The organism is Ruegeria sp. G12 (genome assembly GCF_056533565.1).
The window spans coordinates 603,404-624,543 of record NZ_JBQFOO010000002.1 but is presented as its reverse complement, the minus strand read 5'-3'; the positions used below and the strand labels follow the sequence as shown (position 1 = coordinate 624,543).

The 21,140-nt window shown below is 59.9% G+C and carries 21 protein-coding genes; 11 read left to right on the top strand and 10 right to left on the bottom strand.

From position 1 onward, the window contains the following. Nucleotides 1-23 precede the first annotated feature (23 nt). The 5 genes from ACR0JN_RS06940 to ACR0JN_RS06920 all read right to left on the bottom strand — a co-directional run bounded on the left by ACR0JN_RS06940 (nucleotide 24) and on the right by ACR0JN_RS06920 (nucleotide 4,225). Nucleotides 24-653 carry an OmpA family protein gene (locus tag ACR0JN_RS06940; RefSeq protein WP_480817232.1) on the bottom strand — a complete coding sequence of 210 codons (630 nt, stop codon included), beginning with the start codon at nucleotides 651-653 and terminating at the stop codon, nucleotides 24-26. Between the two features lie 17 nt (nucleotides 654-670). After that, nucleotides 671-2,077, bottom strand: a complete 1,407-nt coding sequence (locus ACR0JN_RS06935; RefSeq protein ID WP_480884887.1) for a type II and III secretion system protein family protein — start codon at nucleotides 2,075-2,077, stop codon at nucleotides 671-673. 193 nt (nucleotides 2,078-2,270) lie between these two features. After that, complete coding sequence (gene cpaB / locus ACR0JN_RS06930) at nucleotides 2,271-3,167, bottom strand: Flp pilus assembly protein CpaB (RefSeq protein WP_480817234.1); 897 nt, start codon at nucleotides 3,165-3,167, stop codon at nucleotides 2,271-2,273. Nucleotides 3,168-3,419: 252 nt separating this feature from the next. After that, complete coding sequence (locus ACR0JN_RS06925; RefSeq protein WP_480884886.1) at nucleotides 3,420-3,656, bottom strand: hypothetical protein; 237 nt, start codon at nucleotides 3,654-3,656, stop codon at nucleotides 3,420-3,422. A gap of 332 nt (nucleotides 3,657-3,988) precedes the next feature. Continuing rightward, nucleotides 3,989-4,225, bottom strand: a complete 237-nt coding sequence (locus ACR0JN_RS06920; protein WP_480884885.1) for a Flp family type IVb pilin — start codon at nucleotides 4,223-4,225, stop codon at nucleotides 3,989-3,991. Nucleotides 4,226-4,578: 353 nt separating this feature from the next. Between ACR0JN_RS06920 and ACR0JN_RS06915 the strand changes: the two genes are divergently transcribed. Next, on the top strand, nucleotides 4,579-5,445 hold the full coding sequence (locus ACR0JN_RS06915) for a lytic transglycosylase domain-containing protein (RefSeq protein WP_480884884.1): 867 nt from the start codon (nucleotides 4,579-4,581) through the stop codon (nucleotides 5,443-5,445). Nucleotides 5,446-5,479: 34 nt separating this feature from the next. Here the strand turns inward: ACR0JN_RS06915 and ACR0JN_RS06910 are convergent, their stop codons facing one another. From ACR0JN_RS06910 to tldD, 5 genes are all read right to left on the bottom strand, one after another. After that, a complete protein-coding gene (locus ACR0JN_RS06910) occupies nucleotides 5,480-6,106 on the bottom strand; it encodes a 3-oxoacid CoA-transferase subunit B (protein WP_480884883.1) in 627 nt (208 codons plus the stop codon). Further along, a complete protein-coding gene (locus ACR0JN_RS06905) occupies nucleotides 6,106-6,810 on the bottom strand; it encodes a CoA transferase subunit A (protein WP_480884882.1) in 705 nt (234 codons plus the stop codon). Before ACR0JN_RS06905 ends, ACR0JN_RS06910 begins: the two co-directional genes overlap by 1 nt. A gap of 92 nt (nucleotides 6,811-6,902) precedes the next feature. Then, on the bottom strand, nucleotides 6,903-9,521 hold the full coding sequence (gene topA / locus ACR0JN_RS06900; RefSeq protein ID WP_480884881.1) for a type I DNA topoisomerase: 2,619 nt from the start codon (nucleotides 9,519-9,521) through the stop codon (nucleotides 6,903-6,905). A gap of 126 nt (nucleotides 9,522-9,647) precedes the next feature. Beyond that, nucleotides 9,648-10,784 carry a DNA-processing protein DprA gene (gene dprA / locus ACR0JN_RS06895; protein WP_480884880.1) on the bottom strand — a complete coding sequence of 379 codons (1,137 nt, stop codon included), beginning with the start codon at nucleotides 10,782-10,784 and terminating at the stop codon, nucleotides 9,648-9,650. A gap of 226 nt (nucleotides 10,785-11,010) precedes the next feature. Further along, nucleotides 11,011-12,432, bottom strand: a complete 1,422-nt coding sequence (tldD, locus tag ACR0JN_RS06890; RefSeq protein ID WP_480884879.1) for a metalloprotease TldD — start codon at nucleotides 12,430-12,432, stop codon at nucleotides 11,011-11,013. 176 nt (nucleotides 12,433-12,608) lie between these two features. Between tldD and coxB the strand changes: the two genes are divergently transcribed. The 10 genes from coxB (at nucleotide 12,609) to ACR0JN_RS06840 (ending at nucleotide 21,102) form a co-directional block, all read left to right on the top strand. Beyond that, entirely contained in the window at nucleotides 12,609-13,520 is a 912-nt protein-coding gene (coxB, locus tag ACR0JN_RS06885) for a cytochrome c oxidase subunit II (protein WP_480817243.1), read from the top strand. 71 nt (nucleotides 13,521-13,591) lie between these two features. Next, nucleotides 13,592-14,548: a heme o synthase gene (cyoE, locus tag ACR0JN_RS06880; protein ID WP_480884878.1), complete on the top strand. Its 957-nt coding sequence runs from the start codon at nucleotides 13,592-13,594 to the stop codon at nucleotides 14,546-14,548. Next, the gene (locus ACR0JN_RS06875; protein ID WP_170721067.1) at nucleotides 14,545-14,706 is read left to right on the top strand and encodes a hypothetical protein; all 162 of its coding nucleotides are present in this window, start codon (nucleotides 14,545-14,547) and stop codon (nucleotides 14,704-14,706) included. Before cyoE ends, ACR0JN_RS06875 begins: the two co-directional genes overlap by 4 nt. Continuing rightward, entirely contained in the window at nucleotides 14,706-15,281 is a 576-nt protein-coding gene (locus tag ACR0JN_RS06870) for a cytochrome c oxidase assembly protein (protein ID WP_480884877.1), read from the top strand. The genes ACR0JN_RS06875 and ACR0JN_RS06870 overlap by 1 nt, the downstream gene beginning before the upstream one ends. A 22-nt stretch (nucleotides 15,282-15,303) precedes the next feature. Next, nucleotides 15,304-16,119 (top strand): cytochrome c oxidase subunit 3, encoded by an 816-nt coding sequence (locus ACR0JN_RS06865; protein ID WP_480884876.1) that lies wholly within the window; start codon nucleotides 15,304-15,306, stop codon nucleotides 16,117-16,119. Between the two features lie 156 nt (nucleotides 16,120-16,275). Then, complete coding sequence (locus tag ACR0JN_RS06860) at nucleotides 16,276-16,953, top strand: SURF1 family protein (RefSeq protein ID WP_480884875.1); 678 nt, start codon at nucleotides 16,276-16,278, stop codon at nucleotides 16,951-16,953. Then, nucleotides 16,950-18,338 carry a threonine synthase gene (gene thrC / locus ACR0JN_RS06855; protein ID WP_480884874.1) on the top strand — a complete coding sequence of 463 codons (1,389 nt, stop codon included), beginning with the start codon at nucleotides 16,950-16,952 and terminating at the stop codon, nucleotides 18,336-18,338. The genes ACR0JN_RS06860 and thrC overlap by 4 nt, the downstream gene beginning before the upstream one ends. After that, the gene (locus ACR0JN_RS06850) at nucleotides 18,335-19,597 is read left to right on the top strand and encodes a M16 family metallopeptidase (RefSeq protein WP_480884873.1); all 1,263 of its coding nucleotides are present in this window, start codon (nucleotides 18,335-18,337) and stop codon (nucleotides 19,595-19,597) included. The genes thrC and ACR0JN_RS06850 overlap by 4 nt, the downstream gene beginning before the upstream one ends. Further along, nucleotides 19,597-20,181 (top strand): GNAT family N-acetyltransferase, encoded by a 585-nt coding sequence (locus tag ACR0JN_RS06845; RefSeq protein WP_480885017.1) that lies wholly within the window; start codon nucleotides 19,597-19,599, stop codon nucleotides 20,179-20,181. Before ACR0JN_RS06850 ends, ACR0JN_RS06845 begins: the two co-directional genes overlap by 1 nt. Nucleotides 20,182-20,283: 102 nt before the next feature. Next, nucleotides 20,284-21,102 carry an MBL fold metallo-hydrolase gene (locus tag ACR0JN_RS06840; protein ID WP_480817343.1) on the top strand — a complete coding sequence of 273 codons (819 nt, stop codon included), beginning with the start codon at nucleotides 20,284-20,286 and terminating at the stop codon, nucleotides 21,100-21,102. Nucleotides 21,103-21,140: the final 38 nt, after the last annotated feature.

Below are 21,140 nucleotides of genomic sequence, written 5' to 3'. Positions count from 1 at the left end.
CGATGTCGCCCATTCCACAAGTATTATCCACCTTCGGCGCCCTCGGTGGCTTTGACTTCCTGGATCGCGCTGACGGTCGTCGCGCTGTCGATGTACTCGCGGTAGATGACCTCGGCATATTTGCCGTCCAGAGTCTGCGACCGGCTGTCAACAAAGCCTGCGACCTCGGTCACGGTGCGGCGATTCCGGCGGTCCCGATTCGGCGTTGCCACCAACGGCTGCGTTTTGCCGAACGAGACAACCGCTTCAAGCCGTGAGCGCGAGATACCCTGCTGCGAGAAGAAATTCACGACAGCTTGAGCGCGCCTCAGACCCAGACTTTTGTTGTACCCGTCCGAGCCGACCGCATCCGTATGCCCGTAAACCCGGAACCGTGCTTCGGGGAACTGTTTGATCCAGTCCGCCTGCTGCAAGAGTATCCGCTGGGCGGACGCATCCAACTGAGAGCTGTTGAAGGCAAAGTTCACCTGGCTCGGCACCTCAGAGGCAAAGCGCCGTCCCAGAATTTGTGCATAGGTCAGTTCTCCGGTCATGACCTGGGTGTTGTTCAGGGCGGCATTTCCGAAGGTGCCCTGGTCGATCTCGTATCCGGCCTCTCGCGTGCATGCGGCGACAGCGACCGTCAGACCGAGTGTGATGATCCACTTCTGCATTGGTCCGATCCTCCTGATCAATCTAGGACGTAGCCGTAAGAGTTGCCGAAGTCCTGTCTTGCGACTTCCGATGCGCCACCTGCGCCGGAACGTGCCGTGCGCGAGACCCGGCCATTCACGAACAGATCAAATTCGCTGGGCGGTTTGACCCGGTCGGTCGGCAGGGCTAGGGCCTCGCCACGGACGGGGGACACAAGATGGGCGGTTATGATGATGATCAATTCGCTTTGCTCACGCTGATATTCCGCGCTACGGAACAGCGCGCCCAGAACTGGGACATCACCCAACCACGGCACTTGGCTGCTCAGGTCAGCGAAATCGTCCTGCAGCAATCCGGCGATAGCAAAGCTTTCCCCGTCCCGCAGTTCGACCGTCGTCTTGGCGCGGCGGGTGATGAAGCTTGGAACCGTGTCACCGTTGATGGTGAAGTCCGAGCTTGAGTCGATTGCCGACACAGCTGTTGCCATTTCAAGGTTGATCAGGTCGCCGTCCACCACGCGGGGAACAAAGGCCATCTCAACGCCGAACGCTTTGTATTCGATGGCCACGACGCCGTCATCTTGCGGAACCGGGATCGGAACCTCGCCACCAGCCAGGAAGGTAGCTTCCTGTCCAGACAGGGCCGACAGGTTCGGCTCGGCCAGATTGCGCGCCAGCCCCTTTGTTTCAAGGGCTTCCAGCAACAGGCGAATCTGCGTCGATCCTGCACCAAACCCGAACAGGATGGCACCGTTGTTCTCTTGAACAAACGGAATACCGCCGTTCAGCGCATTGGTCAGAGCCCCCTGGTTGTTCAGAGTGTTGAAGCCCGCAGTTACGTCGGTTCCGGCAAAGCCCAGTGACGCGGACAGGCTTTTGGCCACCGACCGGTTCATCTCGGCAAAGCGGACTTTCAGCATCACCTGCTGAACGCCGCCCACTGACATCAGATTCGATACACGCTCGGGCGCGTAGCGTTCCGCCAGTTCAAGCGCGCGGGCCAGCTTGGCCGAGCTTGAAATGGTGCCCGACAGCACGATGCCATCATTTGCCGTGCGAACCTCGACCGGTTCGTTGGGCAGAATCTGACGCAGCCGCTCTTTGAACTCGGTCACATCCGGTGCAACGCGCACGCGCACGTTGGCGATCAGGTTGCCGACACCGTCAAACAGGGTCAGGGTTGTCAGGCCAGGGGCCTTACCCAGAATGTAGATGGTGCGATCAGAAAGCGATGAGATATCAGCGATACCGGCATTGGCAATGCTGAGTTCCGCGAAGGGTTCTTCGCTTTCCACGACGATCGCGCGATTCATGGGCACATCCAGTGTTTCCACCGTGCCCTTTTTCACCACGCGAAGGGTTTCAGCCCAGGCGGCATCGCCGACCGGGCCCATAACAAGCGACAACCCCAGCAGGGTTGCGCTGATCCAGGAACGTATTGTCATGTGACCTGCCTCTCCGATCACGCCTCGTTTTTGGGTCTTTTGCCCTATGATGAGAAAGACTGCGCGAAAACCGAATTTATTGCAATAATCAATGGTTTCTGGAATTTTCCTTATGTGGATAATGCGCAACAATGCCATAAGAAAGGGCCGCGCTGTTCGCGCGGCCCTGTGCCTGTAACGAATTGAAATCCCGTCAGTTTGTGCAAGGAATCGGGGCTTCGATAATGTCGGCCCCTTTTCTGATTCGCGTAGTGCAGATCTGCTTGGGGGCGGCCTGAGGTGCCGGTGCGACCTCTTCGATGCCCAGCAGGGTTCTCTGGTCCACTTCGATGACCTCGACCGCCGCTGCAATTTCTTCGTCTTGCTGGATGCCGACCAAGGCAAGCGACAGTCGACCGGTGTTTTGCGCCTGCGCCAGAGCTGCGACTTGTTCCGGGGTTGCCGCGACCGTCACGGTCCGGGCGATTGTGGTCCCGGTGACGTCCGAGCCGGTAGTCTGATCGACAGCGATCAGTTCGATGCTTGTTTGAATCAGACGCGTAATACCTCCGCTCGCACCTTCGGTGGTTCCGCTGGACCCGGTCCAATAGATATCAACATTGTCACCCGGCCGCAGAAAACCCGAAACGCCCGAGGCGACATCGACGCTGATCGCAAAGGCCCGCATTCCTTTTTCCAGGCGCGAGGTCAGGCCAGCCTTCCCGCCCGGTTCGGTAACTTTCACTGCCATCAGGGCTTCGTCTTTTTCCATCGTCCGCAGGACGAAACGATCCCGGTTGCCGGTTTCCGGGAACAGGGCAGTCATTTCGGTAAAGGTCCCCTCGGGGATTGCGGTTTCAGGCCACTCGACGATGCGAACATCTTCTTCGGCCAGTTTTTCACCGTACTTTAGCGTCCGGTTGGAAACGAGGACGCCAACGGTGGGGATGACCTCAACCTGTTTGTTGGCATTTGCCAAGGCTTCCGCCGCTGCTTGCTTTTGGCGGGCAAGCTCTTGCTGGTAAGCCGAGATGTAGTTGCGCGCCATATAGACGGCCCCCCCGGCCAGAGCCACCCCGACAATCAGGACAAGTCCGAATACCGCTCGCATACATTCACCTCTTATTTGGATTGGCCGACGGCTCGACAGCCAATGAACCACTTTGAAACAGCATATTTTCTAAATCTGAATTGTGTCGAAATGTGGGACAAATCTGTTTTTTGCAAAGATTTGTCAGGCTCTATTGCGTTTGTGCCCAATTGATCCGGGCAGCTTCAGTTGAGCGAACGAAAAATCGCCGCAACCTGGCGTTGCGGCGATCCTTGTCTTTGTCCGTTGGCTGTATTGTTGCCCGCTGGCCCGCTAGTTGCTGACCGTTCCGGCTGCGGTAATCCCGCCGGCATCCCCGGTGGTTGTACCGGTGCTGATCGTCGCCGAGCTGAGCGTCGTGTTCACATTGCCACCAACATTGTCGGTTGCGGATTGGATCGCGGCGACCAAAGCTGCACCCAGTGCAAGTATCAAAGCGACCAGGACAACCCAGTCGACGGTGATCGCCCCGTCTTCCTTTTGCCTAAAGTCCTTAAAGAACCTGATCATTCGTCACCCCTTCAACCGCAATTTTTCTGGCGGGCCGGTTTCTTCCGATCTTCCGCAACTAATATCTGTTGCAATGAATTTGACCTGTTTGCATGGCGGAAATTAGGCCAAACATAGATTATCACGCCAAAATCACTAATTTTTTTTGTTGAATATTGGTAGCTGGGTCTGTCGGGCAAAGATTTGCCCGAGCTAAGCTGGGGGCATTGCGCGCAGGATAGGACCCGGCTGGAGAAAGCGATTAACCCCAAGATTTTCTGGTTTGCTTCTCGTAACCAAAAAAAAGCCGCGCCAAACCTGGCGCGGCTTCGCTTCCGAATGGAAGTGGTAACTTAGTTGCTGGTGCCGGCGCCGGTGATACCGCCTGCAACGGTGCCGTCGCTGGTGCCGGTGCTCAGGGTTGCCGAGGACAGAGCGGTGTTCACGTCTGCCGCCAGACCCGATGCGCCATCTGCGATCTGCTGGTATGCCACGGTGCCCAGGCCGATGACTGCTGCGGTCAGAACAACCCAGTCAACTGTTACGGCGCCGTCTTCGTCTTTGCGGAAGTTCTTGATGAACTTGATCATGTTACGTCCCTCCTAAAGGATCTAAAAGTCAATTAAACCTTGGCGTCTTCCAGAGCTTTCTCTCTCAGTCCGCTCCCGACCGTCTCGGTATGACCTAATGTTTGACGGTTACGCGTGGCAGGAATTGGGCCAAACGCAGATTTTTTTCCGGATCGCTTAACTTTTTGGTGACATTTTACGTAACCCTATGAAAAATAATGGTAAAAAAATCAATCAATGTGTTTGCAACGATCCGGGGCGATGTAAAATTGCGCCAAATGAGGCGAAATTGCCCCATTTCGCTTTGTTTTTCTGGCTTTGCGGGAAGATTCGAGGTTCAAATCACCTAAAACGAAAGCATGAGGCAGGCAAAAATGAATCTCCGGGACGCACTTAAATGCGCCGGTGTGTTGGCGTTTCTGACGTCAGGCATCGCGCCCGCCGTCGCCACCGAGGTTGAGCCACGCGGCGTTTACAAGAGAATCAAACCCCCAAAACCGGGTGAGCGCCCGCGCGTGACCATTCAGATCACGCCCGAAGAGCATGCAACCCGCCCCTCGGCCCCCAGCACGGGGACGGCGATTGTTGTGCCGGAAATCATCGCTCGCACCAAAGTCGCGCCACCGGTCGCGCCCGATAACAACGGTAAGAACAAGCCCAAAGGAGCCTACAAAGCCTTTTGGGAGAAGATATCACCCGAACTTGCACAAGCCGGGGCGTGGCGGCTGGATGATGCGATCAAGGCTCTGGCCGCAACCAGCGTAAGGTCGCCGCGCCTGCAGACGCTGCAGACCATCGCGCAGGAACAGGGGGTCGAGATTTTGCGCTCGACCGTCGGCACCAATGTGTCGCCCGCACTGGTTCTGGCCGTGATCTCGGTAGAATCGGCCGGTCGAGCAGATGCCGTCAGCTCTGCGGGCGCGCAGGGGCTGATGCAGTTGATGCCCGCCACAGCCGCCCGTTTTGGGGTCCAAGACAGTTTCAAACCGTCGCAGAACATCGCGGGCGGCGTGAAATACCTGAACTGGCTGATGGGAGAGTTCGGCAACGACCCGATTCTGGTTCTGGCCGGGTACAACGCGGGCGAGGGGGCCGTGCGCAAACATAGTGGCGTGCCGCCTTATGCCGAGACCCGTGACTATGTCCCCAAAGTGCTGGCGGCCTTTCAGGTGGCGCGAGCGCTGTGCACCACGCCACCCGATCTTGTCTCGGATGGATGCGTGTTTCAGGCCCTGAACTGAAAAAGCCCGCCGATTTGGCGGGCTTTTCGTTGGATCAGTTGACGATATTGGCCTCGGTCGCGCCGCGGATTTCGTCTTCGGTCACGCCCTCGGCGACCTCGATGATCTTCAGGCCACCTTCGACCACGTCCAGCACCCCCAGATTGGTGATGATGCGATTCACCACCTGCTTGCCGGTTAGCGGCAGGGTGCATTTCTTCAGCAGCTTGGACTTGCCGTGCTTGTTGGTGTGATCCATCACCACGATCACGCGGCCCACACCGGCCACCAGATCCATCGCACCGCCCATGCCTTTGACCAGCACGCCGGGGATCATCCAGTTGGCCAGATCGCCCTCTTCATCCACTTCCATCGCGCCCAGCACGGCGGCAGCGATCTTGCCGCCCCGGATCATCGCGAACGAGGTTGCGCTGTCGAAATACGACGTGCGGGACAATTCGGTGATCGTCTGCTTGCCTGCGTTGATCAGGTCGGCATCTTCTTCACCCTCGAAAGGAAAGGGGCCCATGCCGAGCATGCCGTTTTCCGATTGCAGAGTGATATCCTTGTCGCCCACATAGTTCGCCACCAGCGTCGGAATACCGATGCCGAGGTTCACATACATGCCGTCTTCCAGTTCCTGCGCCGCGCGGGCGGCCATCTGATTGCGGTCCCAGGGCATTATGCGGTCTCCTTCTGGCGGGTGGTGCGCTGTTCGATGCGCTTTTCGTGGTCGCCCTGAATGATGCGATGCACATAGATGCCGGGAAGGTGGATGCCGTCGGGATCCAGCGAGCCGCGCGGGACAATCTCTTCAACTTCGGCGATGCAGATCTTACCGCAGGTCGCGGCAGGTACGTTGAAGTTGCGGGCAGTCTTGCGGAAAATCAGGTTGCCGGTGTCGTCGGCCTTCCACGCCTTGACGATGGAGAGATCGGCAAAGATGCCTTCCTCCATGATGTAGGTTTCGCCGTTGAAGTCCTTGTGTTCCTTGCCTTCGGCGATCACGGTGCCCATGCCGGTTTTGGTGTAGAAGCCGGGGATGCCCGCGCCACCGGCGCGCATCCGTTCGGCCAGCGTGCCTTGCGGGGTGAATTCCAGCTCAAGCTCGCCGCTCAGGTACTGGCGCATGAACTCCGCATTCTCGCCGACATATGAGCTGATCATTTTTTTGACCTGTTTGGTCTGCAGCAGGATGCCGATACCGAAATCATCCACGCCGGCGTTGTTCGATGCAAAGGTCAGGTCCTGCACACCCGATTCCCGGATCGCCTCAAGCAGCAGTTCCGGTATGCCGCACAGGCCGAACCCGCCCGCGGCAATCAACATGCCATCCGACAGCACGCCATCCAGCGCTTCGGTGGCATTGGCATAGACTTTTTTCATGGAAAACTCCCCCAATGACATGGTGTTGGGCCGATTTGTGCCGCCACGTCACGGGGAAGTCAATGAAACCAGAGGGTCAGTGGTATTTCTACCTAACTGGCCGCTTTCTTGGTGGTCTTCTTCGCGGCGGCCTTCTTCTTGGGGGCCGCTTTCCGTTTGGCGCCCTTCTTGGCCGCCTTCTCGTTGGCCAGTTCGACCGCCATTTCCAGCGTCACGTCCTCGGGTTTGATGTCCTTGGGCAGGGTAGCGTTGACCTTCTCCCATTTCACATAAGGCCCATACCGACCATCCAGAACCTGAATCGCGCCGCCATCGGGGTGTTCGCCCAGCTCTTTCAGCGGTTTCGCGGCTGCCCGCCGTCCGCGTCCCGGGTTGGCGCGCTTTTCGGCCAGCAGTTCCACGGCGCGGTTCATGCCGATCTCGAACACATCGTTGGGGTCCTTGAGGTTGGCGTAGACCGGTTTGGCCTCATCAGCCAGTTGATGCATCAGATAGGGGCCGAACCGCCCGAAGTTCGAGGTGATCATGCCGCCGTCGGGATGTTCACCGATCTGGCGGGGCAGCGACAAGAGCGTCAGGGCCTTGTCCAGATCCATGTCATCCTTGCTCCACCCCCGGGGCAAAGAGGCACGCGGTGGCTTCTTGTTCTCGGGCGTAGGCTCGCCGCGCTGAACGTAAGGCCCGAAGCGACCGGATTTCAGCCAGATCTCATCGCCAGCATCTTCGCCCAGCAGACGTTCGTCGCCTTCAGCCCCTTCGCCCGCGATGGGGCGGGTATAGGTGCATTCGGGGTAGTTGCCACAGCCCACAAACCCGCCGGTGCGCGAGGTCTTCAGGTGCAACTGTCCGACGCCGCATTTCGGGCAGATGCGCGGGTCTGACCCATCCTCGCGCGGCGGATAAAGCTGCGGGGCCAGCGCCTCATCCAGCTTGTCCAGCACTTCCGAGATGCGCAGTTCCGAGGTCTCGCCAATCGCCGCAGAGAAATCGCGCCAGAACTTGCCCAGCAGGTCCTTATAGTCCCGGTCGCCTGCACTGACATCGTCCAGTTCTTCCTCCAGATTGGCGGTGAACTCATAGCCCACGTACTGCCGGAAGAAATTCAGCAGAAAGATCGTGACGATCCGGCCCTTTTCCTCGGGGATCAGCCGGTTCTTGTCCTTGCGCACATATTCGCGGTCCTGAATCGTGGTCACGATCGAGGCATAGGTCGAGGGTCGCCCGATCCCCAACTCCTCCATCCGCTTGACCAGCGTGGCCTCGGTATAACGTGGCGGTGGTTGGGTGTGGTGTTGCAGGGCCAGTACGGCTTCGTTTTCGGACAGGATCGCGGCCTTGTCCTCGGCCTTTGCAAACTGATCCTTCAGCGAGGTCTTGGCAAAGCGCGCCGGATCGCCCTGCATAATCTGCGGCAGGCGCTTTTCGTCGTCATCAGCCACGTCATCGCGGCCTTCCTCATAGACACGCATGAACCCGTCAAACAGCACCACCTGACCGGTGGCGCGCAGGCCGACCTGACCGTCATCGCTGCCGATCTCGACCGTCGTGCGCTCCAACCGTGCGGCGGCCATCTGGCACGCGATGGTGCGCTTCCAAATCAGATCGTACAGCTTGCGCTGGTCCTCATCCGTCACCTTCAGCGCCTTGGCGTCGCGCGTCATATCCGTGGGGCGGATACATTCATGCGCTTCCTGCGCATTCTTAGCCTTGTTCTTATAGATACGCGGGCTGCCGGGCACGTATTCCGCGCCATACCGGTCCGAGATCGCATCGCGGGTGGCCGCGACAGCCTCGGGAGCCATGTCGATGCCGTCGGTCCGCATATAAGTAATGTAGCCCGCCTCATACAGCCGCTGCGCCACCTGCATCGCATGGCGCGCGCCCATGCCGAACTTGCGGCTGGCCTCTTGCTGCAGGGTCGAGGTCATGAACGGGGCAGAGGGGTTCCGCGCGGCGGGCTTGGCCTCGACCGAGGTGACGCTCAGCGCGCGGCTGGTGATGGCCTGCACCGCCAGCTCGGCCTGCGTTGCATTGGCCAGATCGTGCTTGTCCAGCTTTTTGCCCGCCAGAGTGACAAGCCGTGCTTCATAGGTTTGGCCGCGCGGGGTTTCGAACAGCGCCCTGACCGACCAGTATTCGACCGGTTTGAACGCCTCGATCTCCATCTCGCGTTCGACGATCAGGCGCAGGCAGACCGATTGCACGCGACCCGCAGACCGCGCGCCGGGCAGCTTGCGCCACAGTACCGGCGACAGGTTGAACCCCACCAGATAGTCCAGCGCCCGGCGGGCCAGATAGGCCTCGACCAGAGGCATGTCGACCTCGCGCGGGTTCTGCATCGCCTCGGTCACGGCATCCTTGGTGATCGCGTTAAAGGTCACGCGGCTGACCGGCGTGTCCTTTTTGATTGACCGTCGTTTGGTCAGCGCCTCCTGCAGGTGCCAACTGATCGCCTCACCCTCGCGATCGGGGTCAGTGGCGAGGATCAGGGCGTTGTCCTCTTTCAGCGCGTCGGCGATCGCTTTGACATGCTTGCGGCTGTCATTCCCGACCTCCCATTTCATCGAGAATTCGTGGTCCGGATCAACCGATCCGTCCTTGGGCGGCAGGTCTCGCACATGGCCATACGAGGCCAAAACAGTGTAGTCGGGGCCAAGATACTTATTGATCGTTTTTGCTTTGGCCGGAGATTCTACAACAACTACGGGCATTTAAGAGGAATCCTCGCTCGACAGGCTTTGCGCTTTGTATGGCCGTGCAAAATGTGTGCGGCAAGATCGAATTGTCAATGCGTTCCTTTTGACCCTGAAAATATGGCGTCTTTATGAACCGCTGCGCTAGCTGGCCAGCGACAGCAACCCGCCAGGTTGGCGCTGAATCCGCCCGTCGAGCTCCAGATCCACCAGCGCCGGACCAACAGCACCCGCTGGGGCGGCAATGTCGCGGATCAGTTGATCCTCGGCAATCGGGGATGGGCCAAGCCTGGTCAGGATTTCGGTATGCAGCGATCCGCTTGTCACGGTTTGGCTGTCCTTGAGGCAGGGCGCGTCGGTGTATTCAGATGGCAAAAGAACCGATTGCTGCGGCGGCAGAGCGTCAATCACGTCCTCGGCGTTGCGCACCAGCGTTGCACCGTCGCGGATCAACAGATTGCACCCAGCGGCGCGGGCGTCGATCGGATGGCCGGGCACGGCCAAAACCTCTCGCCCCTGATCAAGCGCATCGCGGGCCGTGATCAGGCTGCCTGATTTCGCCGCCGCTTCGACAACGATCACCGCTTGCGACAGGCCCGAGATGATCCGATTGCGGCGCGGAAAGTGCCGGGCCTGGGGCGTTACGCCCATTGGTTGTTCCGCGAGGCGCAGGCCCTTGTCGGCGATGTTCCGCGCCAGATCTGTGTTTTCCGCTGGGTAGATCACGTCGACTCCACCCGCCATCACGGCAATGGTTCCGGTTTCTAAAGCAGACATATGCGCCGAGGTGTCGATCCCCCGGGCCAGCCCCGACACGACAACAAACCCCTTTTCGCCTAACTCTTTCGCCAGCCCGCGTGCCATCCGGGCCCCGAGGGAGGAACAATTTCGCGCCCCAACCATTGCAATCGCCGATCGTTGCAAAAGGGACGTATCGCCAATCGCCCAAAGGATCGGAGGAGCATCAGAGATATCATTCAAAGCGGCAGGGAAATCTGCAGACCCAAGGCACAAAAGCCGCGCATTGGCGGCTTTTGCTGCCTTGAGCTCTGCCTCGATCACGCCGGGGGGGCAGGTTTCATACCCGTCGATCCCGGCAGCACGTGCCATTTCGGGCAGCGCGGCCAGCGCGTTCTGCGCCGAGCCATGTTCGCGTAGCAGCCGGCGAAACGTCGCCGGGCCAACCTTGCGCGAGCGCAACAGACGAAGCCAGGAAAACCGATCCTCTTCCGTGGTGGGTGGGAGTGTGGGGTGATTGGAAGAAAGCTGCTCTTCGGTCATCCGATGCTCCGCCTGATTGCAGAACTGGTTTACGGGGTATGGGGTTAACAGCTTGTGAATCGAAGAAAATTAGATGCGTTTTTTCTGAACGCGTTTCTTGATATCTGTATATATGTTTGAAAAGGCGGAGAAAATTCTTGCGAATTTTCTTGGGCAGACAGGAGTGGGCGCGTTGCGAAAGGCTCCCAGCGTTAACCGAGCGCCTCACTATTAGCTGTTTTCCGACTCAGGTGGCCGAGCCGCCAACCGTTAGCCCGTCCATCAGAACCGTCGGCTGCCCGACGCCCACCGGCACCCACTGGCCATCCTTGCCGCAGGTGCCCATGCCTGGGTCCAGTGCCATGTCGTTGCCCAGACCGCGGATGCGTTTCAGCGCAGACGGCCCGTCACCGATCAGGGTCGCGCCTTTGACCGGCGCGCCGATCTTGCCGTTTTCGACCCGGTAGGCCTCGGTGCACGAGAACACGAATTTGCCATTGGTGATATCCACCTGTCCGCCGCCGAATCCAACGGCCCAGATGCCGTCTTTGATGTCGGCTACCAGCGCGGCCGGATCGGCTTCGCCGCCCAGCATAACCGTATTCGTCATGCGCGGCATAGGTTTGTGGGCATAGCTCTGCCGCCGTCCGTTGCCGGTTGGCGCAACGCCCATCAGGCGGGCGTTCTGCCGGTCCTGCATGTAGCCGGTCAGGATGCCATCCTCGATCAGAACCGTCCGCGAACTGGGCGTGCCCTCGTCGTCCACAGTGATCGAGCCGCGCCGGTCAGCCATCGTACCGTCATCTACCACGGTTACGCCTTTCGACGCGATTTGCTGCCCCATCAGGCCCGCAAAGGCTGAACTTCCCTTGCGGTTGAAATCACCTTCAAGCCCATGCCCGATGGCTTCGTGCAGCAGAATTCCGGGCCAGCCGGGGCCAAGCGCGACCTCCATGACACCTGCCGGGGCAGGGACCGCGTCGAGGTTGACCAAAGCGATCCGCAGAGCCTCGCGCGCTTTGGCCTGCCAGTCGGCGGGGTCGATCAGACCGCTGAGACCGACGCGCCCGCCACCCCCGGCAGACCCGCTTTCGCGGCGGCCATTTTGTTCGACGATGACCGAGACATTCACGCGGGTCATCGGACGCACGTCGCGGACCAGAACGCCGTCGGGGCGCAGAATCTCGACCTCCTGCACAGCCGCAGCGATGGTCGCGCTGACTTGAACCACGCGGGGGTCCAGATCGCGGGCAAAGGCGTCGATCTCGCGCAGGGTTTCGACCTTGACCGGGAAGCTCGCCGTTTCGATCGGATCTTCGTCGGTATAAAGCCGTTTGTTGGTGGCCATCGGCGCATCGGCCAGCGTTCCGCCGCCGTCCCCCACCGCCAGCCGCGCGGTTTCCGAGGCGCGTTTCAGCGCCGGGATCGACACGTCGGTCGAATGGGCATAACCCGCGACCTCGCCCTGAACTGCGCGCAAACCGAACCCTTCGGAGGCGTCGTAAGACGCGGTACGAAGACGTCCGTCATCAAATACCAGAGACTCGGATTTTCGCCGCTCGACAAACAGCTCTCCATCCTCGGCACCAGCCGTGGCTGAGCGCAAAATGGCCAAGGCCTCATCCTGCGGTAAAGCGCTGTCAAAGGGGCGGAACGGGGCCTGAGTCATCGGTTGCGACCTTTCGGGTTTGATCCAGATCAAAAATAGCGTCTGTTTGACGCAAGCATTTTGCTTTATCTACCCGCTGGAATATGGTTTTTAACGCGTCCAAAGACAACGGGAGAGGTGCGACTGATTCACACCTTTTCGCCAGGGACGTAAAGATCAAACGATCAGGACAGAATATGAAGAATGCTTTGATGCTTTCGGGGTTGATGACAGCCCTCTCCAGCCTCCCCGCCATGGCTCAGGAGCTTGAGATTATTGGCAAACCGGTCGATGGCGGCCTGGGGTTCCAGCCCGCAGCAACCAGCCTGGCCGAGGGAATTCACAAGCTGGACAACATGATTCTGGTGATCATCACCGTGATCTGCCTGTTTGTCGCGGCACTGCTGGTTTACTGCATTGTGCGCTACAACAGCCGTGTTAACCCGACCCCGGCGCGGTTCTCGCACTATACGCCGGTTGAGATCGCCTGGACCCTTGGCCCGATCCTGATTCTGGTTTTCATCGGGGCTTTCTCGCTGCCGGTGCTGTTCAAGCAGCAGGAAATTCCGGAAGGTGACGTGGTGATCAAGGTTGTGGGCAACCAGTGGTACTGGACCTACGAATATGTCGATCACGATTTCGCCTTTGACAGCTATCTGCTGGGTCATCCGGCGACACTGGACGAGGGCGCGCGCCCTGCCGACGCAGACGTGACGCCGTTTGTTCTGGATGACGCCATGCGCGCCAAGCTGGCTGATGCAGGCTACAGCGATGATGAATGGCTGCTGGCCACCGACACCGCCGTTGTTGTGCCGGTCGGCAAGATCGTCGTGATGCAGGTTACCGCGTCGGACGTGATCCATTCGTGGACCATTCCGTCCTTCGGTGTAAAGCAGGACGGCGTTCCGGGGCGTCTGGCCGAACTGTGGTTCCAAGCCGATAAAGAGGGCGTCTATTTCGGACAGTGCTCGGAACTGTGTGGCAAGGACCACGCGTATATGCCGATCACCGTCAAAGTGGTCAGCGAAGAAGCGTATGAGGAATGGCTGCAAGGTGCTCTGGAAGAGTATGCGGGCCAGCCTGCCGCCTATCAGGTTGCCTCGAACTAAGCCGCTATTGGCCTAGGTAAGATAGCAGGCTGCGCGGGGATCGCGCAGCTTTTGCCCCAGAAGGACCGGACATGAGCGACGCAAGCATCAATGCCAGCCAAGTGACCGCCAAGGCGCACGCGGACGAGGCCAGCTTTGGCGATTACTTCGCCCTACTGAAGCCGCGCGTGATGTCTTTGGTCGTGTTCACGGCTCTGGTTGGGCTACTGGCGGCACCTGTTCCGGTGCATCCATTTGTGGGCTTCTGCGCGATTCTGTTCATCGCCATTGGCGGCGGGGCGTCCGGCGCACTGAACATGTGGTGGGATGCGGATATTGACCGGGTGATGAAACGGACCAAAGGTCGTCCGATCCCCTCGGGCAAGGTGCAAGAGGGCGAGGCGTTGGCCTTGGGTCTGGCACTGTCTGGCCTGTCGGTGATCATGCTGGGGCTGGCGACCAACTGGTTCGCTGGGGCGTTTTTGGCCTTCACCATCTTTTTCTACGTCGTCGTCTATACGATGTGGTTGAAACGCTCGACACCGCAGAACATCGTGATCGGCGGCGCGGCAGGGGCCTTCCCGCCAGTGATCGGCTGGGTTGCTGCGACCGGCTCCATGTCTGTGGAGCCGTGGCTGATGTTTGCCCTGACTTTCATGTGGACACCGCCGCATTTCTGGGCGCTGGCGCTGTTCATGCGCTCGGATTATGACGACGCGGGCGTGCCGATGCTGACCGTGACCCATGGTCGCCGTGCAACGCGCTGGCACATTCTGGTCTATACCGCTCTGCTGGCCACGCTGGCCATCGGCACCGCGTTCTCGGGCATTGGCGGCCCGATCTACCTGACCGTCGCCGTGGTAATGAACGCCCTGTTCCTGCGCGGCGCGTGGCAGATCTCGCGCCGGACCGAGGATGACTCGGAGGCCGACAACTTCAAGGTTGAGCGCAGTTTCTTCAAGCTGTCGCTGTTGTACCTGTTCCTGCATTTCGGCGCGATTCTCGTTGAGGCGCTGTTGAAGCCTTACGGCTTGGGAGGCTGGTCATGAGCCTGCGCAAAAGCCACGAGCTGCATCAACGCCGGTTCAGCCGCAATCTGGGCGTAGGCCTGACATTGGCGGCGTTCATCGTGATCATCTTTGGCTTGACGGTCGTCAAGGTCTCGGGCACCGATTTCAACATGGCGACGCAAGAGGTGCAGAACTGATGGCGCTGTCGGGTCCGCAAAAAACGGTTGCACAGACCGTAGGGGTGGTTGTCCTGATGGGTAGCCTCGCCTGGGCGGCAGTGCCGTTTTATGACTGGTTCTGCCGGGTCACCGGGTTTGGCGGCACCACCGGCGTGGCCGCCGCCGCGCCCGAGGACATTCTGGACCGCACCGTTACAGTTCGCTTTGATGCCTCCAAAGCCAAGGATATGGCGTGGGAGTTCAAGCCGGTCGAACGTGAGATGGAAGTGCGCATTGGCGAGACCGGTTTGGCGTTTTATGAAGCTTACAACCCGACCGACCGGCCCATAGCCGGTCAGGCATCCTATAATGTCGCGCCTTATTCGGCGGGCGGGTATTTCCAGAAAATCGCCTGTTTCTGCTTTGAAGAACAGGTGCTGGAGCCCGGCGAGCGGGTTCAGATGCCGGTCACATTCTTCGTCGATCCTGAAATGGTTGACGATCTTGAAGCCAAGTATGTGCATACGATCACTCTGTCGTATACATTCTACGAAATTGACCTGCCCGAGGGCTATGCCGCCCTTGATGTGCAGGCAGATACAAACACGAACTAACGCCTTTAGGTGAGGGACTTTGATGGCACACGCTAAAAATCACGACTACCACATTCTGAACCCCTCGATCTGGCCGCTGATCGGCGCGATCGGCGGCTTCGTGATGCTGTTCGGAGCCGTCCTCTGGATGCACGGCATCACCCCGTGGATGTTCTGGGCTGGCCTGATTGGCGTTCTATACACCATGTTTGCCTGGTGGTCCGAGGTGGTGGTCGAAAGCCGTCAGGGCGACCATACGCCGGTTGTCCGCATCGGCCTGCGCTATGGTTTCATCCTGTTCGTGATGTCCGAGGTGATGTTCTTCTTCGCCTGGTTCTGGTCGTTCTTCAAACATCGCATGTACCCGATGTACGACTATGCCGGTACCGAGTACATCCAGCCGGATATCCACGCGGTTGACCCCTTCCACCTTCCGCTGATCAACACGCTGGTGCTGCTGCTGTCGGGTTGTGCGATCACATGGGCGCACCATGCGCTGGTGCATGACAATGACCGCAAAGCGCTGATAAACGGTCTGGCCATCGGTATCGTTCTGGGCATCGCCTTTACCGCGCTGCAGGGCTATGAATACTATGAATTGCTGGCCCACGAGGGCTGGAAGTTCGGCGATGATCAGTTCTATTCGAACTTCTTCATGGCGACCGGTTTCCATGGCGCGCACGTGATCATCGGGACGATCTTCCTGTCGGTCTGTCTGATCCGGGCGTTGAAAGGGGACTTTACCCCCGAGAAACACGTCGGGTTCGAGGCGGCCGCCTGGTACTGGCACTTTGTTGACGTGGTTTGGCTGTTCCTGTTCTTCGCCGTCTACATCTGGGGCCAAGCCCCGCTGATGTAAGCCGCGTCAGGTGATCCAATTGTAAAAGCCGCCCTTTGGGGCGGCTTTTTCTCTATTCCGGGGCGCAAAATTGCGCCCCATACAATTGGGCGGTTGCAAACCCCGTGACCTGCCCCTTAACAAGACGCCGGTTCCTGCAACGAGGTACGATCGTCCATGCGCCGCACTCTGTTCCTGCTGATCTTCGGCCTTGCCGGTCTGGGCGTGCTGTTGTCGCTGGGCGTGTGGCAGGTGCAGCGGCTTGGGTGGAAACAGGCTGTGCTGGCCGAGATCGATAGTCGGATTTCTGCTGACCCGATCGCCCTGCCATCAGCGGTGTCCGAGGGCGCGGACAAATACCTTCCGGTCATCGTTTCGGGCGAGATGGAGCCCGGGGAGATTCACGTTCTGGTGTCGGTCAAACAGGTCGGTGCGGGGTACCGGATCATTCAATCCTTCAGCACCGAAGACCGGACCATTCTGGTGGATCGTGGCTTTGTGCCGACGACCGCGAAGCAGGTCGAGCGGCAGACCGGTCCGATGGAGGTCACCGGCAACCTGCACTGGCCCGACGAGATCGACAGCTACACGCCTGAGCCGGACATCGACAGCAACATCTGGTTCGCCCGCGACGTGCCCAATCTGGCCGCAGCTTTGGGGGCCGAGCCCATTCTGCTGATCGCCCGGTCTGAGACTGATCCGGGTGTGACGCCTCTGCCGGTGGATACGGCAGGCATCCCGAACGATCACCTGCAATACGCAATCACATGGTTTGGTCTGGCCTTGGTCTGGGCCGCGATGACCGCATATTTCCTGTGGCGCAGCCGCGCCCCGTCTGAGAGTGAAGCGACATGAAATATATCTCGACCCGAGGCCAAGCGCCCGAACTGACCTTTGAAGAAGCGATGCTGACCGGGTTGGCCCGCGACGGCGGCCTGTACCTGCCCGCCGAGATCCCGGTGATGAACCATGACGAGATCGCCGCTTTGACCGGTCTGCCCTATGAAGAGATCGCGTTTCGGGTGATGTGGCCCTATGTCAGCGGCTCGTTCACCGAAGATGAGTTCAAGGACATCATCGCCCGCGCTTATTCTGGGTTCGGCCACGATGCCCGCGCGCCGCTGAAGCAGCTGAACGAGAACCACTTCCTGCTGGAACTGTTCCACGGGCCAACGCTGGCCTTCAAGGACTTCGCCATGCAGCTGATTGGCCAGTTGTTTCAGGTGGCGTTGAAGCGGCGCAATGATCGTGTGACCATCGTGGGCGCGACCAGTGGCGATACCGGGTCCGCCGCGATTGAGGCGTTTCGCGGGCTGGATGCGGTGGATGTGTTCATCCTGTTCCCGCATGGCCGCGTGTCTGAGGTGCAGCGCCGTCAGATGACGACGCCCGCCGACAGTAACGTGCATGCTTTGGCCGTGGATGGTGATTTCGACGATTGTCAGGCCGCGCTGAAGGATATGTTCAACGATTTCGACTTCCGCGATGGGGTGAAGCTTGCCGGGGTGAACTCGATCAACTTCGCGCGGGTGCTGGCGCAGATCGTGTATTACTTCTCGGCGGCCGTCAGCCTCGGCGCGCCGCACCGCAAGGTCAGCTTTACGGTGCCGACCGGCAATTTCGGCGACATCTTCGCGGGTTATCTGGCCAAGCGAATGGGGCTGCCCATCGACCGTCTGGTCGTGGCGACCAACCAGAACGACATTCTGCACCGGTGTCTGTCGGGTGAGGGGTATTTCAAGGGCGAAACCATACCCTCGATCAGCCCGTCGATGGATATTCAGGTCAGCTCGAACTTTGAACGCGCGCTGTATTATGCCTATGGCGAGGATGGTAGCGCCGTGGCGCAGTTGATGGATGAACTGAAAAGCGGCGGCTTCAACGTCAGCCAAGGCGCGATGGAGGCCCTGCGCGAAAGCTTCGACTCGGGGCGCGTGTCCGAGGATGAAACGTTGGAGACGATCAAGCACACGCTGGCGCACAGCGCTGAACTGGTCTGCCCGCACTCGGCCATTGGGATCAAGGTTGGTGAGGATCACCGCACGGCAGAGGTGCCGATGGTCACTCTGGCCACCGCGCACCCGGCGAAATTCCCGGCGGCGGTCGAGAAGGCAAGCGGTGAACATGCCCCCCTTCCATCCCGCATGTCTGATCTGTATGAACGTCCCGAACGGGTGACCCGCATTGCCAACGATCTGGGGGCCCTTGAGGATCATATCAGAAGGCACATCGCTGAGTGACAGTCAGACAAGACCAGCTGAAGAACGGATTTCGTATCGTCAGTGAACACATGCCGGGGCTGCAATCGGCGGCCATCGGCATCTGGGTGACCGCCGGTGCGCGGAACGAGCGGATCGAACAGAACGGCATTGCGCATTTCCTTGAGCATATGGCGTTCAAGGGAACCGAGCGGAGGACAGCGCTGCAAATCGCCGAGGCGATCGAGGATGTGGGCGGCTATATCAACGCCTATACCTCGCGCGAGGTGACGGCCTATTACGCGCGCGTTCTGAAAGACGACGTGGCGCTGGCGATGGATGTGATCGGCGACATCGTCCTGAACCCGATCTTCGACCCGCGCGAGATCGAGGTCGAGCGCGGTGTGATCCTGCAGGAAATCGGGCAGGCCTATGACACGCCCGACGACGTAATCTTTGATTGGCTGCAAGAGCAGAGCTATCACGACCAGCCCCTGGGCCGTACCATTCTGGGGCCAACCGAGCGGGTCAGCGCGTTTTCGCGCGAAGACCTGTCGGGTTTTGTGGCCGAGCATTACGGGCCGGAACAGATGATCCTGTCGGCAGCCGGAGCCGTGGATCACGATGCGCTGATGAAAATGGCTGAAGAGATGTTTGGTCATCTCCAGCCGCGCAAAGGTCTGATCCCGGAAACCGCCCGCTTCACCGGTGGCGAAGCGCGGCAAGAGAAAGAGTTAGAGCAGGCTCATTTCGCGCTGGCGCTGGAAAGCCCGGGCTATCGCGATGATGCGATCTATACCGCGCAGATCTATTCAACGGCGCTGGGCGGTGGCATGTCCTCGCGCCTGTTTCAGGAAGTGCGCGAGTCGCGCGGGCTGTGCTATACGATCTTTGCGCAGACCGGGGCCTATGCCGATACCGGGACGACAACAATCTACGCCGGAACCTCGGCCGATCAGGTGGGCGAATTGGCGACCATCACCATTGATGAGATGAAGCGCGCCGCCGAGGATATGAGCCCCGAAGAGGTTGCCCGTGCGCGTGCGCAGATGAAAGCGGGCATGCTGATGGGGCTGGAAAGCCCCTCGAACCGGGCCGAGCGTCTGGCGCGGCTGGTGCAGATCTGGGGACGTGTGCCCTCGCTTGAGGATACGGTCACCAAGATCGACGCTGTTACCACCAGGGATGTTCTGGCCTTTGCTGAAACCATGGCGTTACAGGCCCCGGCGGCGCTGGCACTTTACGGCCCGGTCTTAGGCGCGCCCTCGCTGGCGGAATTGCAGGAGAGGCGCGCGGCGTGATGCTTCTGGGCCGACGCAAGCTGAAACTCGAAACCGAGCGCCTGAGCTTGCGCCCGCCCATCCATTCCGACTTCAACGAATGGGCGGCGCTACGGCGGGCGTCCAAAGATTACCTCACCCCGTGGGAGCCGATCTGGGCCAAGGATCACCTGAGCCGGAAGTCGTTCACCAATCGGGTCTATTGGGCGCAACGCTCGGTCGCCGGGGGCACGGCGATTCCGCTGTTCCTGTTCCGCCGCTCGGATGACGCTTTGGTGGGGGCGATCACGCTGGACAACGTCCGGCGCGGACCGGCACAGGCGGGGACGCTGGGGTACTGGACCGGTCAGCCCTTTGCCCGTCAGGGGTATATGCGCGAGGCCATCGGGGCGGTAGTACACCACGCTTTCACCCGTCTGGACCTGAGCCGGATCGAGGCCGCCTGCCTGCCGGAAAACGCGGCCTCGCGGGGGTTGCTGGAAAGCTCGGGCTTCAAATACGAGGGCGTTGCGCAGTCTTATCTGCAGATCAATGGGCGGTGGCGGACGCATGTGTTGTACGCCAGCCTGCGGTCGGATCGTCGGGGCAAGACCGACGCGGGGTAGGGGGCTCTGCCCCCGCCGCGGCAAGCCGCGACTCCCTCGGGATATTTTGGGCCAGATGAACAAGGGGCATGACTTGGCGGCGGGATGCGCTACACTCTGGTCATGCGCTGGTTGGTTGCGGCATTGATGGTGATCTCGGGCGGGGCTGCGGCGCAGGAGCGGCGGCCGAGCCATTGTATCGCCATTGCGGATGCCGCACCGGGGATCGAATACCTGCATAAGGCGGCGTGGCAGGATCCGGTGCCGGAGTTTTCGGTGCGGATCAGTTACATCGCTCATGCCTCTTTCATGATCCAGACGCAGGGCGGGTTAAATGCGGTCACCGATTTCACCGGGTTCATCGGCAGCGCCGATCTGATTCCGGATGTGGTGACAATGAACCACGCCCATTCCACCCATTGGACGGCTCATCCCGATCCAGCCATCCCGCATGTGTTGCCGGGGTGGGGCGAGTTCGGGCAGGGGATCGATCATTACCTCGATCTGGGTGAAATGTTGGTGCGCAACGTCTCGACCGATATCCGCTCGGTCTATGGCGGGGTCGAGGAGCGTGGGAACTCGATCTTCGTGTTCGAGGTTGAGGGCCTTTGCATCGGCCATCTGGGCCATCTGCATCATGTTCCGTCAGACGAGCAATTCGCCGCACTGGGACGGTTGGATGTGGTGATGGCAGCGGTGGATGGTGGTACGACCATGCCTCTGCCCGAGATGATTTCGGTCCTCAGGCGGCTCAAAAGCTCGGTTATCATCCCGATGCACTGGTTTTCCGGTTTTTCGCTGGACCGGTTTCTGGTCGATATCCGGAACGATTTTCCGGTGGAACGTGAGGGCGTGTCGGAAATCACCGTCTCGCTACGCACCTTGCCCGACCGGCCAACGGTGGTCGTGCTGGAGCCGCGCTATCTGATTGATCTGGAATAGGGCTTGTCGGCGTCCGTTGCGTTGGGCCATGAAGGGGT

Bases quoted from the DNA above. Each gene is read 5' to 3' on its own strand.
- ACR0JN_RS06925 (WP_480884886.1), bottom strand. From the start codon at position 3,656: ATGATCAGGTTCTTTAAGGACTTTAGGCAAAAGGAAGACGGGGCGATC.
- ACR0JN_RS06875 (WP_170721067.1), top strand. From the start codon at position 14,545: ATGAGCCTGCGCAAAAGCCACGAGCTGCATCAACGCCGGTTCAGCCGC.
- ACR0JN_RS06840 (WP_480817343.1), top strand. From the start codon at position 20,284: ATGCGCTGGTTGGTTGCGGCATTGATGGTGATCTCGGGCGGGGCTGCG.
- coxB (WP_480817243.1), top strand. From the start codon at position 12,609: ATGAAGAATGCTTTGATGCTTTCGGGGTTGATGACAGCCCTCTCCAGC.
- tldD (WP_480884879.1), bottom strand. From the start codon at position 12,432: ATGACTCAGGCCCCGTTCCGCCCCTTTGACAGCGCTTTACCGCAGGAT.
- thrC (WP_480884874.1), top strand. From the start codon at position 16,950: ATGAAATATATCTCGACCCGAGGCCAAGCGCCCGAACTGACCTTTGAA.
- ACR0JN_RS06860 (WP_480884875.1), top strand. From the start codon at position 16,276: ATGCGCCGCACTCTGTTCCTGCTGATCTTCGGCCTTGCCGGTCTGGGC.
- ACR0JN_RS06940 (WP_480817232.1), bottom strand. From the start codon at position 653: ATGCAGAAGTGGATCATCACACTCGGTCTGACGGTCGCTGTCGCCGCA.
- ACR0JN_RS06935 (WP_480884887.1), bottom strand. From the start codon at position 2,077: ATGACAATACGTTCCTGGATCAGCGCAACCCTGCTGGGGTTGTCGCTT.
- ACR0JN_RS06845 (WP_480885017.1), top strand. From the start codon at position 19,597: ATGCTTCTGGGCCGACGCAAGCTGAAACTCGAAACCGAGCGCCTGAGC.
- ACR0JN_RS06910 (WP_480884883.1), bottom strand. From the start codon at position 6,106: ATGCCCTGGGACCGCAATCAGATGGCCGCCCGCGCGGCGCAGGAACTG.
- ACR0JN_RS06915 (WP_480884884.1), top strand. From the start codon at position 4,579: ATGAATCTCCGGGACGCACTTAAATGCGCCGGTGTGTTGGCGTTTCTG.
- ACR0JN_RS06905 (WP_480884882.1), bottom strand. From the start codon at position 6,810: ATGAAAAAAGTCTATGCCAATGCCACCGAAGCGCTGGATGGCGTGCTG.
- ACR0JN_RS06870 (WP_480884877.1), top strand. From the start codon at position 14,706: ATGGCGCTGTCGGGTCCGCAAAAAACGGTTGCACAGACCGTAGGGGTG.
- dprA (WP_480884880.1), bottom strand. From the start codon at position 10,784: ATGACCGAAGAGCAGCTTTCTTCCAATCACCCCACACTCCCACCCACC.
- ACR0JN_RS06865 (WP_480884876.1), top strand. From the start codon at position 15,304: ATGGCACACGCTAAAAATCACGACTACCACATTCTGAACCCCTCGATC.
- topA (WP_480884881.1), bottom strand. From the start codon at position 9,521: ATGCCCGTAGTTGTTGTAGAATCTCCGGCCAAAGCAAAAACGATCAAT.
- cyoE (WP_480884878.1), top strand. From the start codon at position 13,592: ATGAGCGACGCAAGCATCAATGCCAGCCAAGTGACCGCCAAGGCGCAC.
- cpaB (WP_480817234.1), bottom strand. From the start codon at position 3,167: ATGCGAGCGGTATTCGGACTTGTCCTGATTGTCGGGGTGGCTCTGGCC.
- ACR0JN_RS06920 (WP_480884885.1), bottom strand. From the start codon at position 4,225: ATGATCAAGTTCATCAAGAACTTCCGCAAAGACGAAGACGGCGCCGTA.